Origin of the sequence: Kitasatospora arboriphila (assembly GCF_039528095.1) — a bacterium.
Lineage (GTDB): Bacteria > Actinomycetota > Actinomycetes > Streptomycetales > Streptomycetaceae > Kitasatospora > Kitasatospora arboriphila.
The window spans coordinates 12,588-28,768 of the sequence record NZ_BAAALD010000059.1 but is presented as its reverse complement, the minus strand read 5'-3'; the positions used below and the strand labels follow the sequence as shown (position 1 = coordinate 28,768).

Below are 16,181 nucleotides of genomic sequence, written 5' to 3'. Positions count from 1 at the left end.
CGTGCCCGGCAGGCCCCCGGCGAATCCGCACGCCGCCACCACCCCGGACGGCCCGGCACCCGGCTACGATCCACCTGCCCGGTGGTGGACGATCCTGCGGCACGCGCTGTCCATCGCCGTGACGACAGCGGTCATCGTCACGGCCTTCACGGTCCTCACCCTCCCCCTGGCGGCGGTCTTCCTCCTTGACGACGTGTTCGTCGTCCGCGACTTCGCCGAAGCCGTTCTGATCGCCCTCGGCGTGGGGTTCGCCGCGAGCGTGCTCGTCTTCCCCGTCGCCTTCGGGTTCGAGCGGCGTGTCATGCGCGGCGGCACCGCGTGGAAGGCGCTGGCGGCGTGTGCCCCGGTGGCCGCTCCGATCACGGCAGCGCTCATCTTGGCCTCACTGTTCGAGTTCCAGCCGTCGGCCGCCGTCGGCAATGCGCTCGACATCGCCGTGCTGCTCCTCGTGAGCTTCTCGGTCTACTGGCTGGCGCTGTGGTCGCTGAACGCCCTCCGCCACGGCGCTCGGCGCCTCTGCCGGCGGGTGGCGGGGTGACGTTCGTCGAGCACCTGACCTCCCGCGCCCGGCACGGCCGACACCGAGAGGTGCTTCCCGAGCTGCTCGGCCTGGCCACCGATCCCGCCGCACCACCCGACCCGGCATGGGAGGCCGCAGCGGCGGCCGTCCAGATCCTCTGCTGGGAGGACCGCTTCGCGGAGGCGGGCGAGCTGGCCGAGCTGCTGATCGAACGTCAGGGGCCCGACGGCGGGGACCTGTGCGACCAGGACATGCCCTTCATCGAGGCGTTCCTGGCCGCCCAGCTGTACGCGGGGGTGCCCGCGCAGCCCCGGATGCGCGCCGCGGCCGACCACGTCCCGGAGGGCCGGGTCCTGCGGGACGGGCTGCTCTGGCCGGCCGAGCAGCTCGACGTCCGGCCGGTGGAGTGGCTGCTGCCGTGCCACTACGACTGGGGCGGGCCGCGCGCGCCCCGGGAGGGCGTGATCGGCGAGTGGCTGCTGGACCGCGACTTCGCGGCGCTGGAGCCGCGCGAGAAGCGGGTCGCCTGGGAGGCGGTCGCCAAGACCAACGACTTCGCGCGCGGCCGGGAGCTGGTCGAGTCGCTCGGCGAACTCCCCGATCAGTACTACCTCTGCCTGTGGCTCGCCGGCTGGTACGCCGTCGAGGGGGACGTCGCCGGCGGCGAGCGGATGCTGCTGGCCGCGCACGCGCGGTGGTGGCCGTACATGAGGTGGGACGTGATCCCGACCTCCGAGGTTCTGCAGCCGACGCTGCGGCGGGTGGTCACCGACGAGGTGCGGCAGCACTTCCTCACCCGGCCGGCCGGCCCCGAGGCGTCCGGCGGGCCCTCGTAGCGGCACCCGGCACCCGGCACGCGGGACCCGGGGCCCGGCCGGTCACACGGCCGGGCCGGCGCCGGGATCAGTACTCGTTCTTGATGACGAAGTACGAACCGCGGATCGTCCCGGCGAGCTTCGACTTCTGCCGCGCGAACCTGAAGCTGGAGGCGAGCTCCTCCGGGACCTCCATCCCGTCGGAGAGCTTGAAGCCGACCGCACGCTTCTTGGGGTCGTCGACGGTGTACATCACGTTGATCGACAGGCCGCTCTCGTAGAAGACGTAGGCCATTCGGATGTTCTCGACCTGGAAGGCCGTGGCTTCGAGGGGCCGGGAGGAGATGACGATCTCGCGCTCCTCCCGCAGGATCCGGTGCACCCACTCGACGACCTCGGCGGCCTCGCCGGCCGGCTCCACCGTGAAGACGTGGTCGTACTTGTTCTTGAATTGACATCCTCCCCGGCCTAAAAGCCGGGGATTCCCGCCTGCTCCCACCGGATGGTGGAGGGCTTCGGATGGGTTCCTGCTTCGCCGCGCGGTGCGGGCACGGGTGCCCGGCTTACCTGCGCTCCACAGGCTGACACCGCCAGTCCGGCGGCCTTGGCGACGTTGACCGCCGCGTTCACGTCCCGGTCGAGGACGGCCTCGCATGCCCCGCATGTCCACACGCGGACGTGCAGCGGCTTGGGGCCGTCCTTGACGCCACACCGCGAGCACACCTGGGAGGTGGGCCCGAAGCGGCCGATCCGGAGGAAGGTGCGCCCGTACCGGGCGGCCTTGTACTCCAGCATGCTCACGAACGCCGACCATCCGGCGTCGTGCACGGACTTGGCCAGGCGCGTGCGGGCGAGTCCCTTCACCGCCAGGTCTTCCACGGCGACCGCTTGGTTCTCGCGGATCAGCTTGGTGGAGAGCTGGTGATGGAACTCGCGGCGCGCGTCCGCGACACGGGCGTGGGCCCGTGCGACGCGAACCCTGGCCTTGTCCCTGTTCTTGCTGCCCTTCTCCTTGCGGGAGAGGGCGCGCTGCGCCTTCTTCAAACGCTTCTCGGCCCGGCGCAGGAAGCGCGGGCTGTCGATCTTCGTGCCGTCGGAGAGGACCGCGAAGTGCCCGAGCCCGAGATCGATGCCCAGCTCGGGCGACACCTCGGGCAGGACTTCTTCCGGGCCGGTCTCGACGACGAAGCTCACGAAGTACCGCCCCGCGCTGTCCTTGACCACGGTCACCGTGGACGGGCTGGAGGGCAGCGTGCGCGACCACTTCACCCGCACATCGCCGATCTTCGGCAGACGCAGCTTCTGCCCCGGAGTGATCGACCAGCGGGCGTTCGCGGTGAAGCGGGCGGCCTGCCGGGTGTCCTTGCGGGACTTGTACCGGGGTACGCCCATGCGCGGCCGCTTGCCCATGAGCCCGTCGAAGAAGTTGCGGTACGCCGCGTCCAGGCCGCGCAGGGACTGCTGGAGGATCACCGCCGAGACCTCGGCGAGCCAGGCCCGTTCCGGGGTGTTCTTCGCCTCGGTGATGAGCTGCTTCGACAGGTCGCCGGTCTTCGGAAACGGCATGCCTTCGCTGTGGGCGGTCTCCCGGGCGCGAAGCGCGTCGTTGTAGACCACCCGCGCGCACCCGAACGCCCGCGCCAACGCGGTGCGCTGACCGGCGCTCGGGTACAGGCGAAAGCTGTACCGAAGCTGCACACAGATCATGCTACGCAGTTGGTTCACGGGTATCGACGAGAACGTTCACACGGATCGGCACCGCGTCTTCCGCATGCACGTCCATTTGGTCTTCGTGACGAAGCACCGGCACTCCGTCCTCGCCGACCGGCACCTGACGCGGTGCGAGAAGATCATGCGCGCCGTGTGCGAGGACTTCGAGGCCGAGCCGATCGAGTTCAACGGCCAGGCCAACCACGTCCACCTGCTCGCGGACTTCCCGCCGAAGGTCGCCGTGTCCAGGCTGGTGAACTCCCTCAAGGGCGTGTCCTCGCGCACGCTCCGCCAGGAGTTCACCGACCTCGTCCGCCACTACTGGCGGGCACAGTGCCTGTGGTCCGGCTCGCACTCGCCGGATCAGTCGGCGGTGCGCCGCTCAGCATCGCGAAGCAGTGCATCGAGCAACAGAACCGGCCGCACTGACCCGGGCCGAGGCACACAGTGCGGATCCGCGCCACGTCGCAGGGCTGCCGGCCCGAGGTGTCGACGACGGCGTTCCGGCTGCCGCGCCGATGTGACGCCCGGCACCACAACTTCCTCACAGCACAGCCTGACTGACTGTGAGTCAAAGTACCGACCGTGATGCCGATCACGCCGCAGACCGGAGCGACCGGCGAACCGGCAGAAGTGCCGAACTGCACTGCCGTACAGGCCACTTGGCGATATGCAAGATCCTGACTGACGGCTCCTCAAGACAGCCGCTTCCACCGGACCCCGGGCAGGACGCCCGGCCGGGGGGGCGGTTATGGGGCATTTGCTCATCCACATCGTGGACATGGGTATGGAGTCCGTGAGGGGTATGTATAGGCTGCGCGACGATCGCTGGGCGGAGTTCTGCCGGCGGGTCACATCAGCGGCATTTCCGGGGGAGGAATTAGCCATGCCACTTGATGCGTGGATCACTTGTTTCGCGGCTTCGTGGATCTTCTCGTTGTCACCGGGTTCCGGCTCTGTTTTCTCGATGTCGAACGGCCTGAACTACGGATTCAAGCGCGGATATCTGGGCGCGGTCGGGCTGGTGCTCGGCCTCTGGGCCGTCTTCCTGGTCGTCGTGGTGGGCCTCGGGGTCATCATCCAGGCCTCGCCGATCGCCTTCAACGTGCTGAAGTGGGCCGGTGTCGCCTACCTCTTCTACCTCGGCCTGGCGCAGTGGCTGTCGAAGGGTTCGCCGATCACGCTCCGGGAAGGCGACAAGCCGAAGATCGGCATTTTCGAGATCATCGGAAAGGGCATTTCGCTCAACCTGATCAATCCCAAGGGCTACATCTTCATGCTGGCGGTCATTCCGCAGTTCATCGTGGCCGGGCACTCGCTGGCCCCGCAGTACGTCGCGGTCGCCCTGACCTTCGCGTTCACCGACCTCGTGGTGATGGCCGGCTACACCGGGCTCGCGTCCCGGGTCGCGCTCCGGCTGAAGACCGAGAAGCAGGTCGGCGTCCTCAACAAGGTGTTCGGATCGCTCTTCATGCTCGCCGCCGTCGTGCTGGCGACGTTCCAGCAGGCCGGCTAGTCCACGGCCTGCGCGGCAGTGCCCCGGTGGGGAGCGGTCCGTCGGAGGACCGTTCCACCGGGGGCGCCGCCCGGGCGAGTGGGCCCGTGGTGCCCGGCCCTCGCCTCTGGGAGTCCCGTGTCCCGTTCCGCCGGACACCGTGCACCGTTCCCCTCTCTTCCATCTTCTCTTTCCTCCACGCAGCGGCCCCTTCAGGCCGGCCTCGGGCCGGACCGCGCTCAGGGCACGGGCACGGCCCGTCGGCCCGGGGGCTGCCTTCACCTGTCCTCACATGGAGATGTTTGCTGTGCAGGCGGTAGATGATCTTTTGCAGCGGGCGTGCGAGACGTTCGCGGACGCGACCGCTGTCACCACGTCGACCGAGTCGCTGAGCTACTCGGACCTGTTCTTACGAGCCCGGGACCTCGCCGGGGAGCTGGGTGCGCACGGCATCGGCCGGGGCGACGCGGTCGCGGTCCTCGGCCGCCGCAGCCCGGCGGTGATCGCGGCGGTGTTCGGCGTCTGGCTGGCCGGCTCGGTGGTCATGCTGGTCGACGAGGCGCTGCCCGAGGCGCGCCGCGAGGCCATGCTGGACACCGGCCCGGTCCGGGCGGTGGTGTGCACGGACGGTCCGCACACCCGCCCGCGGGTCGAACCGCGGGCCGGTGCCGCGCGGACGGACGTCCTCGACGACCCGGACCACGCCTACATCGCCTTCACCTCCGGATCGACTGGAAGGCCCAAGGCCATCGTGGGCAGCCACACCGGCCTGTCGCTCTTCCTGCAGTGGCAGAGCGAGGAGTTCGGCGTGGGGCCGGACGACCGGTTCGCGCACCTGACCAACCCGTCCTTCGACGTCTGGTTCCGGGACGCGCTGACGCCGCTGATCTCCGGTGCCACCCTGTGCGTCCCGGACGCCGCCCACCTGGACGCCGCCGGAGTGCTGGACTTCCTGCGCGGCCGGGAGGTCACCGCCCTGCACCTGGTCCCTTCCCTGGGCAAGGTGTGGACGTCGGTGGCGGCCGGGGCCGAACCGGTGCCCTCGCTGCGGCACGCCTTCTTCGCCGGCGAGCCGCTCGACGCCGAACTGGTGCGCCGCTGGCGGGAGCTGTTCCCGGGCTGCCAGGTGGTGAACCTGTACGGCCCGACCGAGACCACGCTGGCCCAGCACTTCTACCGCGTCCCGGCCGACCCCGGGCACGGGATCCAGCCGGTGGGCCGCAACCTCCCGCACTCCCGCAGCCTGGTGCTGGACGAGGAGCGCAGGCCGTGCGCACCGGGCACCGTCGGCGAGATCTGCATCGCCGCCGAACGGCCCTCGCACGGGTACCTGGCGGACGGCCGGATCGTCGCGCCGTTCGTCGAGGTCGAGGCCGACGGGGAACGGATCACCGTCTACCCGACGGGCGACCTCGGGCGCCGGGCCGACGGCGGCGAGCTGGAGATCCTCGGCCGGGCGGACGAGCAGATCAAGATCGCGGGCGTGCGGATCGAGCTGCAGGAGGTCCGCTCGGCGATCCAGTCGCACCCGAGCGTCCGCGATGCCTTCGTGTGCGCACTGGAGGACCGTTTCACCAAGGCCATCGTGGCCGTCCTCGACGGTGACGCGGCAGCCGAACCGGAACTCCGCACCCACCTCGGCGAACACCTGATGGGCGTCATGGTCCCCTCGGTCTTCGCCTATCTTCCGGCGCTGCCGAAACTCCCCAACGGAAAGGCCGACCGGGCCGCACTCAAGGAGATCGCCGGCGAGCGCCTGGCGGAGCGTTCCCGTGCGGTTTCCGAATCTGCCGATTCCCGCTCGGATTCCCGCCGGGCCGCCCTTCCGGTCGCCGACCGGCTGGCCCGGATCTGGCAATCGGTGGCCGGCGTCGGGCGGTTGGCCGACCGCGAAACGACCTTCTTCAACGCCGGCGGCACCTCGCTCACCATCGTCGTCCTCCATGCGGAGATCCAGACCGAATTCGGCGTCGCCTTCCCGCTGGTACGGCTCTTCGAGCACGCCTCCTTCAACGCGCAACGGAAATTCCTCGAAATCCTCCTCGAGGAGCCGGGCCGCAGCACGCCGAACACCGGCGCGGCCACCGCCGGCGCGGCTGCCCGACGCCGCGTCCTGACGGCCCGGCGCGCCCGCAGCCGCTAGCCGATCCCGGGCTGCCCGGGCGCGCCCCGGGCCGTACCGTCGCCGACCACCCGGGGCGCACGCACCTCACGCGTCGCCTCCGGCCGGGCCGCGTACCCGCCCATGCTGCGCCGACTCCCTCCTGCACCGGTTCCCCTCCGCACCGTCGCGCACCCGTGGTGCCCGCGCACCCCGTGCCGCCCGCCCGACCTGGGCGCGCCGCCGGACCGGGCGCCCCTGCGGGCTGCCCCGCGGGCCCGCAGGCAGCGAACCAGCGCCACACACAACGGACTTGGACAAGGATGAACATGCACAGTGATGACGATGCGGTCGCGATCGTCGCGATGGAGTGCCGGCTGCCGCAGGCCGCGGACGTCGACGAGTTCTGGCAGCTCCTGGTCGACGGCCACACCGCGGTCACCGATCTGACGGACGGCCAGGTCGCCGCGGCCGGTGTGCCGGCCGCGCAGCGCTCGCGTCCCGACTACGTCAAGCGGGCCGGAGTGCTCGACGGCGTCGCCGAGTTCGACTCCGGGTACTTCGGCTACTCGCAGCGCGAGGCGGACATCCTCGACGTCCAGCAGCGCCTGATGCTGGAGAAGTCCGTGGCGCTGCTGGAGCGGGCCAACATCGATCCGCAGCGCACCGACCAGCGGATCGGCGTCTTCGCCGGCTCGGGCATGAGCACCTACGTGTTCGGCGCGCTCCGCCGGCCCGACCTGGTGGAGTCGCTCGGCGAGATGCTCGTCCGGCACGGCAACGACAAGGACTTCCTGGCCACCCGGATCTCGTACAAGCTGAACCTGCGCGGGCCCAGCCTGAACGTGCAGACCGCCTGCTCGACCGGCCTGGTCGCGGTCCACTCGGCCGTGCAGAGCCTGCTGCTGAACGAGTGCGACGCGGCCGTCGCGGGCGCGGTGTACATCCGCGTCCCCCAGGAGTCCGGCTACCAGTACCAGGTCGGCGGTGTGCTGTCGCCCGACGGCGTCTGCCGGCCGTTCGACGCCGGGGCCAACGGGACGCTGTTCACCAACGGGCTGGGTCTGGTGCTGCTGAAGCGGCTCGACGACGCGATCGCCGACGGCGACCGGGTGTACGCGGTGATCGCCGGCTCCGCGGTCAACAACGACGGTGCGCAGAAGGTGAGTTTCACCGCCCCGAGCGTCTCCGGGCAGGTCGCGGTGCTGCGCGAGGCCCTGGAGATCTCGGGTGCCGAACCGGGCGACCTCGACTACCTGGAGGCGCACGGCACCGGCACCGCGCTCGGCGACCCGATCGAGATCGAGGCGATCAAGCAGGCGTTCGGCACCGAGGGCTCACCCTGCGGCATCGGCTCGCTCAAGGGCAACTTCGGCCACCTCAACATCGCCGCCGGCATCGTCGGCCTGATCAAGGCCGCGCTGGTCCTCGACCGCGGGTACGTGCCGCCGACGGTGAACGTCCGCGAGATCAACCCCGCGCTGGAGCTGGAGGGTTCGCGCTACTACGTGACCACCGAGGGCCGGGAGCTGGACCCGGGCCGCACCCACTGGGTCGGCGTCAGCGCCTTCGGCATGGGCGGCACCAACGGCCACGTCGTCCTGCGCAGCCACGAGCCGCAGCCGGCCGGGACCGCCGGGCCGAGCGAGGCCACCGCGCCGAGCGGGACCGCCGACGCGGGCGGGGCCCGGCCGAGCATCCTGACCTTCTCGGCCCGGTCCGAGACCGCGCTGCGCGGCCAGGGCGCCGCGCTGGCCGCACACCTGGCGGCCGACCCGGACGCCTCGCTGGCCGAGTACGCCCACACCCTGCGCGAGGGCCGCACCCGCCACCCCTACCGCGCCGCGTTGGCCGCGGTGAACCCGGCCGAGGCCGTCGCCCGGCTGAAGGCCGAGCGCTACCACACCGGGGCCGCGGCCGACGCGGACAACCTCGCCTTCGTCTTCGCCGGCCAGGGCACCCAGCGCCCGGGCATGGGCGCGGGGCTCGCCGCGCACGACGAGGGCTTCGCCCGCCGGCTCGCCGAGGCGAGTGCCGCGGTCGACGCCCGCACCGGCTTCCGCCTGAGCGACCTGCTGGACGCCGGGAAGCAGGGCGGGAGCACCGACATCACGGACACGGCCGTCGCCCAGCCGCTGCTGTTCGCCGTCGAGTACGCGCTCGCCACCGCCCTCCTCGACGCGGGCGTCACGCCGCGCTACCTGTTCGGCCACAGCCTCGGCGAGATCGTCGCCGCGACCGTCGCCGGCGTCTTCGACCTGCCCGCGGCGGCCGAACTGGTCGCCACCCGCGCCCGGTTGATGTCCCGCTGCACCCCCGGCGCGATGCTCGCCGTCACCGACCTGGACCCGTTCGCCGAGCTCGTCGGCGACGGCACGCTGGTCGTCGCGGCCACCAACTCGCCGCGCCAGCTGGTCCTTTCGGGCAGCCACGCCGGCATCGAGAAGGCGATCGCCCGGGCCGGCGAGGTCGGCGTCCAGCACCAGCAGCTGGCCACCTCGCACGCCTTCCACTCGCCGCTGATGCAGGACGCCGCCGACGAGTTCCTCGCCTTCCTCAAGACCTGCGAGTTCCGGGCGCCGCGGATCCCGGTGGTCTCCAACATCACCGGCCGGCTGCTCACCGAGTACGAGGCGCGCAACCCGCACTACTGGGCGGAGCACCTCGTCCGCGGGGTGGACTTCGCCGGGTCGGTGGACACCCTGCGCGAGCTGGGCGTCGACAGGTTCGTCGAGATCGGCGCGGGCCGGTCGATGAGCAACCTGGTGCGGACGAACTTCGCCGCGGCGGGTGCGGCGGCGCCGGCACTGGCCCAGACCCTCGGCGAGCCGGAGCACGAGGCGGAGTCCTTCGCCGACGCGCTCGCCCTCGGCTGGGCCGCCGACCCGGAGGTGTCCGTCGAGGAGTACAGCACCGCCGGGCGGATGACGGCCCTGCCCACGTACGCGTTCGACAGGCTCGTCCACTGGGTGGAGCCGTCGCTGGGCTTCGCGGTGGACGCGGACGCCGCCCCGGCCACGCCTGCGGCGCCGACGCCGGCCCCGAGCGGACCCGCGCAGCAGCCCGGAGGTGCGGCTCCCGCCGCCGCGGATGAGGAGAACGGCGCCGCGGAGGAGATCCGGCAGATCGTCGGCCAGATCTTCGAGAGTTTCCTCGGCGGCTCGGCCGCCTCCGCCGACCTGGGCTTCTTCGACCTCGGCGGCAACTCGCTGATGGCCATCCAGCTGATCAACAAGCTTCGCGAAACCTTCCAACTCGACCTGTCCGTCCGGGACTTCTACGAGAACAGCTCGGTCTCCGGAACCGCCGACGTGATCACCGCACTGCTGCTGGAGGAGCCCGCACATGTCTGACGGCACTTTCCTCGACGCCGACCGGCTGGCCGGCCTGAAGGCACGGCTGAAGTCCGGCCCGGCGGCCCCCGCCCCCACCGCTGCCCCCGTCGGTGCTCCCGCCCCGGCGCCGCAGGAGGCCCGGCGGTCGTCGGACCTCCCCGACCTCGGCGTCATCTTCTTCTCCGGGCTGACCGGCGGCAGTGACCCGTACGACCTCCTGCTGGACGTCTCCCGGTACGTCGACCGCGCCGGGTTCACCGCGATCTGGACGCCGGAGCGGCACTTCACCGAGGTCGGCGGCGCCTACCCCAACCCGGCCGTCCTCGGCGCCGCACTGGCGATGATCACCGAGAAGGTGCGGATCCGCGCCGGCAGCGTCAACCTGCCGCTCCACGACGTGCTGCGCGCCGCCGAGGAGTGGGCGCTGGTCGACAACCTCTCCGGCGGACGGGTCGACCTCGCGCTGGCACCCGGGTGGCACGCCCGGGACTTCGTCCTCAACCCGCAGGGCTACGAGAACCGTTCCCACCTGCTCAACCAGGCACGGGAACAGCTCCAGGACCTGTGGCGCGGCACCGCCGTGCAGCGCAAGGACCCGCTCGGCGACACCCACGAGATCGTGACCTTCCCCCGCCCCGTCCAGCCGGAGCTGCCGGTCTGGCTGACCTCCTCCAAGAGCGAGGACGCATGGCGGTTCGCCGGTGAGAACGGTCTCAACGTGCTCTCCGCGCTGATCAACTTCGGCCCGCCCGAGCTGGAGAAGCGGATCGCGATCTACCGCGACGCCCGGCAGCGGGTCGGCCTCGACCCCGCGCGGGGCGTGGTCTCGCTGATGCTGCACACCTACGTCGGCGCCGACGCGGCCTCGGCCGTGGACCGGGTGCGGCCCGCGATGACCGAGTACCTGAGCTCCTTCGTCACCCAGCACGCCACCGCGGGGCAGGCCGATTCCAAGGACAAGGCCGACACGCTGCACAACCTCGGCGACGACCGGGACGCCTTCGTCGAGATGGTGTTCCAGCGCTACGTCTCCTCCAGCTCGCTCATCGGCGACGTCGCGGGCGCCAGGGCCACCCTGGAGGGCTTCCGGGCGCTGGGCGTCGACGAGATCGCCTGCCTCGTCGACTTCGGCCTGCCCAAGGACGAGGTCCTGCAGAGCCTCGCCCGCCTCGCCACCCTCGTCCAGCAGGAGAACTGAGCCGTGAAGACGTACAGCTTCCAGGGCGTCCAGCCCCGCATCCACCCGAGCGTCTACGCCTTCGACGACGTGGTCGTCATCGGCGACGTCGAGATCGGGGCGGACGTCAGCCTCTGGCCGGGCGTGACCGTCCGCGGCGACAAGGGACCCGTCCGCATCGGCCGCGGCTCCAACGTGCAGGACCACGCGATGCTGCACTCGGACCCCGACCACCCGCTGGTCCTCGGCACGGACGTCACGGTGGCGCACGGCGCCCTGCTGCACGGCTGCACGATCGGCGCCGGAACGGTCGTCGGCATCGGCGCCGTCGTCCTCAACGGCGTCACCGTGGGCGAGAGTTCGCGGATCTCCGCCGGTGTGGTGCTCAGCGCGGGCCCGCAGTACCGGCCGCGCAGCCTGATCGCCGGCAACCCCGCCTCCGTGCTGATGACCCTCAGCGACAGCGACGTCGCCGTCCTGGACGAGACCGCCGCCGAGTACCGCGAGCTGGCCGACCGCTACCGCACCCGGCTGCGGCCCGTCATCCTGCCGGGCCGCGAACGGCCGCACGCCGGGTCCGGCGCCTGATGGCACCGCCGATCCGGCCGGCAGGCAGCCGGCTGCTGCGCCGGTACGCGGGCGGCCACCGGCAGGCCGTGGTGTGCTTCCACCACGCCGGCGGGGGGATGTCCGCGTACCGGGGCTGGGCGCAGGCGCTGGCCGCCCGCGCGGACGTGGTCCTGGTCCAGCTCAAGGGCCGCGAGGACCGGGTGGCGGAGCCGCTCACCGACCGCCTGGACGACCTCTCGGTGGAACTCGCCAGGGAGATCTGCGAGTTGCCGTACGAGGACGTGGTGCTGGTCGGGCACAGCATGGGGGCGGCCCTCGCCTGGGCGGTGGCCGACGCGGTCTGGGCGGTCTACCGCCGCCGGGTGCGGGTGGTGGTGTCGGCCCAGGCACCGCCCCCGTACGCGGGCCGGGACCTGCCGGGTGTTCCCGAGGTGCTCGGCGGGCCGGCGGACGGGTCCGCCGGCGCCGCGGCACCGGGCCCGGCCGACGGGCTGCACGCCGAGACGCTCGCCGCCGACCTGGCCTGGATGGCCCGGGAGTTCCCCGCGTTGGTACCGCGCGCCCTGCCCGTCGACCTGCACTGCGTCCTCGCCGACCGCGACCACCTGGTGGACCCGGCCGCGGCGGCGGGCTGGGCCGCGCTGACCACCGGGCGGTTCACCCACCGGACGGTGGACGGCGGACACATGTACCTGCTCACCGATCCCGCACCGCTGCTCGCCCTGGCGGGCGCCGTCGCGGGCGGAGACCGAACGCTCCAGGAGGTCTGCGTTGACCAGTAGTCCGGCCGGTACGACACACCACGGTGCAGGCATCCGGATCGGGTTCCAGCGGAACACCCCGCCGTTCTCCTACGCACCGCCGGCCGAATCGCCGGCCGCGGGCCGGGCGGACGGCGAGTTCCGGCCGATCGGCTACTCCGTCGACCTGGCGCGGCTCGTCCTCGCCCGCATCCACGGCGGCGATCACCTCGTCCCGCCGGTCGAGGCGGTGGAGGTCACCTCGACCACCCGCGAGGGCCTGCTCTCCGCGGGCCGGATCGACATCGAGTGCGGATCGACCACGATCACCGAGGCCCGGTCGCAGCGCTACGCGTTCAGCCGGCCCGTCTTCCGCACCTCGCACCGGATCGCCCTGAAGGGCCGCCCGGGCGTACCACTCGCGCCCGGCCTGCGCGTGGTCGGCATCGAGGGCTCGACGAGCCAGGCCGCCCTGGAGGGCCACCCGGACCTCGGCTTCGCGTACACCTTCGTCGGCGTGCCGTCCATCGGCGCGGCACGGGACGCGTTCCTCCACGACGACCGGATCGGCGCCCTCGTGGCGGACGAGGTGATCCTGCGCTCCCTGCTGCGCGGCGGGGCGGCCGCCGCCGGCGTCCACCTGCTGGACGTGCGCCTCGGCGGCGAGGACTACGGCTTCCTGCTGCGCAAGGACGAACCGGAATTCCTCCGCGCGGTCGACACCGCGCTGGAGGAGGTGTTCGCCTCCGACGCCTACCCGGAACTCGTCAGGTCGTGGTTCTGCGCGGAGCTGCCGGGTCTTGGATTCGGCCTGGAAATGGACCCGGAGGACGATTCGTTCGTGTCGGCCGGGAGCCGCCGGAACGCGGACCAGGTTCCCGTTACCAGCGGCTGACCGCGCACCGGGGAACCGATTTCCTCCGCTCGGCACGACCGGCCCCGAAAGGCGGGGCAATTCATCCGATCGACTAAGAATTACGGGGGTCCGTCATGGTTATCGGAAAGGCGCCGACGGCGAGCACCGTCGACTGCGCCCTGCAGCGCGAGTTCAAGGAGGTCATGGCCTGCGTGGCCACACCCGTGTCGGTCGTGACGGCGATGGCCGGCCCGGACGTGCCCTCCGGCGCGACGGTCAGCGCCTTCACCTCGCTGTCGATCGATCCGCCGATGGTGATGGTCGCCCTCGACCACCGGTCGAGGACGCTCGACGCGATCCGTGCCTGCGGCGCCTTCGGCCTCAACATCCTCGGCGCCGAACAGGCCGATGTGGCACTGTCGTTCGCGGCCAAGGGCGGCGCGGACAAGTTCCACGGCGCGGCCTGGGGCATCGACCGGGGGCTGCCGCGGATCGACCGGGCACCGGCCTGGATCGCCTCGACGGTGGCGGACCTGGTCGACGGCGGCGACCACGTCATCGTCCTCGGCCGGGTCCGGGCCGCGGAGGTGACCGGCAGCCAGCCGCCGCTGGTCTACCACCGCCGCAGCTTCGGCACCCACCTGCCCGACCGCGTCCCGCCCCTGCTCGCACCGGCGCCGACGCGCTCCGGCTGACCGCCCGGCCCGCTCGGCCACGGATTTGCCGCGTTCGCCGGAATTACCGCGCCGGCGAACGCGGCAGCCCGGCGACAATCCTTTCGTCTCGTACTGTGAGAAGCCGAACCTATTCCGATGGACAGTCAGCCGACGGCGTGTACGCTGTCCGCCATGGGAAATAGTGTCAGAGTCGGTCTGCTCGGGTGTGGAACTGTTGGGGAGGCATTCGCGGAACTGCTCGTCGAGCGTCGCGGCGCCATCGAGGACGTGACGGGAATTTCCCTGGAACTCGCACGAATCGCAGTCCGCGACCCGGGCAAGCCCCGATCCGCGAAACTCGACTCGGGACTGTTCACGGGGGACCCTTACGACGTCGTCAAGGCCGATGACGTCGACGTCGTGGTCGAGCTGATCGGCGGCACCGCACCGGCCGGCGAGCTGATCCTCGCGGCGCTGAACGCAGGCAAGTCGGTCGTCACCGGCAACAAGGAGCTCGTCGCCAGCTCCGGGCCCGAGCTGTACGCCGCCGCCGACCGCGCGGGCGTCGACTTCTTCTTCGAGGCCGCCGCGGTCGCGGCCGTGCCGATCCTGCGCCCGATCCGGGAGTCGCTGGTCGGCGAGGACGTCACCCGGGTCGCGGGCATCGTCAACGGCACCACCAACTACATCCTCACCCGGATGACGGCCGACGGCCTCGGCTTCGACGAGGCCCTGGCGAAGGCCCAGGAACTCGGTTACGCCGAGCCGGACTCCACCGCCGACATCACCGGCGCCGACGCGGCCTCCAAGCTCGCCATCCTGTCCTCGCTGGCGTTCAACCGGTCGGTCGCCGCCGACGACGTCGCCCGCGAGGGCATCGTCGGCCTCGACCGCGAGGACTTCGAACTCGCGGCCCAGTTCGGGTACGTGATCAAGCTGCTCGCGGTGGCCGACCGCTTCCCCGGCGACACCGGCGACGAGGCCGGCGCGCAGATAGGCGCCCAGGTGTTCCCCGCCCTGGTCGAGCGGGACCACCCGCTGGCGACCGTCCGGGACAGCTTCAACGCCGTGTTCGTCACCACCTCCGCCGCCGGCGAGCTCATGTTCTACGGGCGCGGCGCGGGCCCCCGCCCGTCGGCCTCCTCGATCCTGGGCGACGTCGCCGCCGCCGCGGACCACCTGCGCCGCGGCACGCACCGCCGTGTCCCGGTCGGCGCTCCCGCGGCCATCCGGCCCACCGAGGACCTCGAGTACTCCTTCTACATCCGCACCGAGGTCGACGAGGCACCCGGCGTCCTGTCCCAGGTCACCGGCGTGTTCGGCCGCCACGGCGTCTCCATCCGCAAGGTCGACCAGCACGGCTCCGAGTCGCAGGCCCGGGTCGTGTTCGTCACCTTCCCGGCCACCGAGCGCGCCCTGAACGCCGCACTCGACGAACTCCGCGGCCTGGGACACGTCCGCGGCGTCGGACGCGTCCTGCGGATCTACAAGTAACCCACCGGCACCACGTCAGCCCCACCCCGTGGCCGCCGACCAGCCGGTCGGCGGCCACGGGCACGCACACCGCTCCCCCGGCCCGGACCGTGGCGCGACCGGCCCGCCGCTACGGGACGTTCCAGGCTGCGACGACCGGCTGCCCGTGCTCGGTGGCGAGGAAGCCGAGGGTGCCCGGATGCGGGTGGCCGAGCAGCCGGGCGGAGGACGGGTCGAGGCCGAGCCAGCGCACGGTCAGGACGCGTGCCAGATGACCGTGCGCGACGACGGCGACGTCGCCGTCGGCCAGCAGCGGCCGGATCCGGTCCAGCACCGCGTCCGTGCGCGCCGCCACCTGCTGCAACTGCTCGCCGGGACGGTCGGCGCCGCCGGGGGCGACACCGTCCCGCCACAGGTCCCACCCCGGCCTCTCCTCCTGGATCTGCTCCGCCGTCAGTCCCTCGTAGCCGCCGTAGTCCCACTCCAGCAGGTCCGGATCGGGCTCGACGCCGGTCAGGCCGGCCAGTTCGGCCGTGCGCAGGGCGCGGCCCAGCGGGCTGCTGAACACGGCCACCGGACGGCGTGCGGCCAGCCTCGGGGCGAGCGCCCTTGCGGCGTCCTCGCCCGCGGCGGTCAGCGGGACGTCGGTGCGGCCCGCGTACCGGCCCGACAGGCTCCATTCGGTCTGGCCGTGCCTGATCACCATCAGCTCACCCATGGCCGTGCACCATAT

The 16,181-nt window shown here is 71.9% G+C and carries 14 protein-coding genes and 1 pseudogene; 12 read left to right on the top strand and 3 right to left on the bottom strand.

The genetic code is table 11. The features are described from left to right. The first annotated feature begins 1 nt into the window (after nt 1). A complete protein-coding gene (locus ABD353_RS26160) occupies nt 2-538 on the top strand; it encodes a hypothetical protein (protein WP_344626128.1) in 537 nt (178 codons plus the stop codon). Continuing rightward, complete coding sequence (locus ABD353_RS26155; RefSeq protein ID WP_344626127.1) at nt 535-1,356, top strand: hypothetical protein; 822 nt, start codon at nt 535-537, stop codon at nt 1,354-1,356. Before ABD353_RS26160 ends, ABD353_RS26155 begins: the two co-directional genes overlap by 4 nt. 67 nt (nt 1,357-1,423) lie before the next feature. Here the strand turns inward: ABD353_RS26155 and ABD353_RS26150 are convergent, their stop codons facing one another. Both ABD353_RS26150 and ABD353_RS26145 read right to left on the bottom strand, forming a co-directional pair. Then, a complete protein-coding gene (locus ABD353_RS26150; protein WP_344626126.1) occupies nt 1,424-1,756 on the bottom strand; it encodes a phage tail protein in 333 nt (110 codons plus the stop codon). 47 nt (nt 1,757-1,803) lie between these two features. Then, complete coding sequence (locus ABD353_RS26145; RefSeq protein ID WP_344626125.1) at nt 1,804-3,033, bottom strand: RNA-guided endonuclease InsQ/TnpB family protein; 1,230 nt, start codon at nt 3,031-3,033, stop codon at nt 1,804-1,806. A gap of 7 nt (nt 3,034-3,040) precedes the next feature. Between ABD353_RS26145 and tnpA the strand changes: the two are divergent. From tnpA to ABD353_RS26095, 10 genes and pseudogenes are all read left to right on the top strand, one after another. Beyond that, nucleotides 3,041-3,474 (top strand): annotated as a pseudogene (gene tnpA / locus ABD353_RS26140) (IS200/IS605 family transposase). Between the two features lie 322 nt (nt 3,475-3,796). Then, the gene (locus ABD353_RS26135; protein WP_344626124.1) at nt 3,797-4,561 is read left to right on the top strand and encodes a LysE family transporter; all 765 of its coding nucleotides are present in this window, start codon (nt 3,797-3,799) and stop codon (nt 4,559-4,561) included. Between the two features lie 271 nt (nt 4,562-4,832). Then, nucleotides 4,833-6,683 (top strand): non-ribosomal peptide synthetase, encoded by a 1,851-nt coding sequence (locus tag ABD353_RS26130; protein ID WP_344626123.1) that lies wholly within the window; start codon nt 4,833-4,835, stop codon nt 6,681-6,683. Between the two features lie 287 nt (nt 6,684-6,970). Next, complete coding sequence (locus tag ABD353_RS26125; RefSeq protein WP_344626122.1) at nt 6,971-9,994, top strand: beta-ketoacyl synthase N-terminal-like domain-containing protein; 3,024 nt, start codon at nt 6,971-6,973, stop codon at nt 9,992-9,994. Next, nucleotides 9,987-11,174 carry a MupA/Atu3671 family FMN-dependent luciferase-like monooxygenase gene (locus ABD353_RS26120; RefSeq protein WP_344626121.1) on the top strand — a complete coding sequence of 396 codons (1,188 nt, stop codon included), beginning with the start codon at nt 9,987-9,989 and terminating at the stop codon, nt 11,172-11,174. The genes ABD353_RS26125 and ABD353_RS26120 overlap by 8 nt, the downstream gene beginning before the upstream one ends. A gap of 3 nt (nt 11,175-11,177) precedes the next feature. Continuing rightward, nucleotides 11,178-11,741 carry a gamma carbonic anhydrase family protein gene (locus tag ABD353_RS26115; RefSeq protein WP_344626120.1) on the top strand — a complete coding sequence of 188 codons (564 nt, stop codon included), beginning with the start codon at nt 11,178-11,180 and terminating at the stop codon, nt 11,739-11,741. Then, a complete protein-coding gene (locus ABD353_RS26110) occupies nt 11,741-12,505 on the top strand; it encodes a thioesterase II family protein (RefSeq protein WP_344626119.1) in 765 nt (254 codons plus the stop codon). Before ABD353_RS26115 ends, ABD353_RS26110 begins: the two co-directional genes overlap by 1 nt. Then, nucleotides 12,495-13,358, top strand: coding sequence for a transporter substrate-binding domain-containing protein (locus ABD353_RS26105; protein ID WP_344626118.1), 864 nt, complete (start codon nt 12,495-12,497; stop codon nt 13,356-13,358). The genes ABD353_RS26110 and ABD353_RS26105 overlap by 11 nt, the downstream gene beginning before the upstream one ends. Before the next feature lie 95 nt (nt 13,359-13,453). Then, a complete protein-coding gene (locus tag ABD353_RS26100; RefSeq protein ID WP_344626117.1) occupies nt 13,454-14,014 on the top strand; it encodes a flavin reductase family protein in 561 nt (186 codons plus the stop codon). A gap of 117 nt (nt 14,015-14,131) precedes the next feature. Continuing rightward, entirely contained in the window at nt 14,132-15,469 is a 1,338-nt protein-coding gene (locus ABD353_RS26095) for a homoserine dehydrogenase (RefSeq protein ID WP_344626116.1), read from the top strand. Between the two features lie 109 nt (nt 15,470-15,578). Here the strand turns inward: ABD353_RS26095 and ABD353_RS26090 are convergent, their stop codons facing one another. Next, a complete protein-coding gene (locus ABD353_RS26090) occupies nt 15,579-16,166 on the bottom strand; it encodes a histidine phosphatase family protein (protein ID WP_344626115.1) in 588 nt (195 codons plus the stop codon). Nucleotides 16,167-16,181 lie beyond the last annotated feature (15 nt).

Bases quoted from the DNA above. Each gene is read 5' to 3' on its own strand.
- ABD353_RS26130 (WP_344626123.1), top strand. From the start codon at position 4,833: ATGGAGATGTTTGCTGTGCAGGCGGTAGATGATCTTTTGCAGCGGGCG.
- ABD353_RS26110 (WP_344626119.1), top strand. From the start codon at position 11,741: ATGGCACCGCCGATCCGGCCGGCAGGCAGCCGGCTGCTGCGCCGGTAC.
- ABD353_RS26135 (WP_344626124.1), top strand. From the start codon at position 3,797: ATGGGGCATTTGCTCATCCACATCGTGGACATGGGTATGGAGTCCGTG.
- ABD353_RS26090 (WP_344626115.1), bottom strand. From the start codon at position 16,166: ATGGGTGAGCTGATGGTGATCAGGCACGGCCAGACCGAATGGAGCCTG.
- ABD353_RS26095 (WP_344626116.1), top strand. From the start codon at position 14,132: ATGGACAGTCAGCCGACGGCGTGTACGCTGTCCGCCATGGGAAATAGT.
- ABD353_RS26120 (WP_344626121.1), top strand. From the start codon at position 9,987: ATGTCTGACGGCACTTTCCTCGACGCCGACCGGCTGGCCGGCCTGAAG.
- ABD353_RS26100 (WP_344626117.1), top strand. From the start codon at position 13,454: ATGGTTATCGGAAAGGCGCCGACGGCGAGCACCGTCGACTGCGCCCTG.
- ABD353_RS26125 (WP_344626122.1), top strand. From the start codon at position 6,971: ATGCACAGTGATGACGATGCGGTCGCGATCGTCGCGATGGAGTGCCGG.